At 69.3% G+C, this 313-nt stretch carries 1 protein-coding gene; it reads right to left on the reverse strand.

Features of this window, described 5'->3' with window-relative positions:
- A partial coding sequence (locus E1292_RS50710) for an acyltransferase domain-containing protein (protein WP_132606905.1) occupies nt 1-313 on the reverse strand: 313 nt, incomplete at both ends.

The raw sequence follows: 313 nt of genomic DNA on the forward strand, positions 1-313 counted from the left end.
ACACACCCGTCAGCGACCAGTCCACGAACGCAGCCAGCGCCGCCTCACACTCGGCCATCCGCGCCGCGAACACCGGCGAACACTCCAGCAACTCCACCCCCATCCCCAGCCACTGCGACCCCTGACCAGGGAACACGAACACCGACTTACCCGCGCCACCAGCGACCCCCTGCACCACACCCGAAGCGGCACCGCCGGCCAGCTCACGCAACCCCGCCACCAGCTCATCCCGATCGGCACCGACCACCACCGCACGGTGATCGAACACCGACCGCGACACCACCAGCGAATGCGCCACATCCACCGGCCGCAC

This window comes from Nonomuraea deserti (assembly GCF_004348685.1).
Taxonomy (GTDB): Bacteria; Actinomycetota; Actinomycetes; order Streptosporangiales; family Streptosporangiaceae; genus Nonomuraea; species Nonomuraea deserti.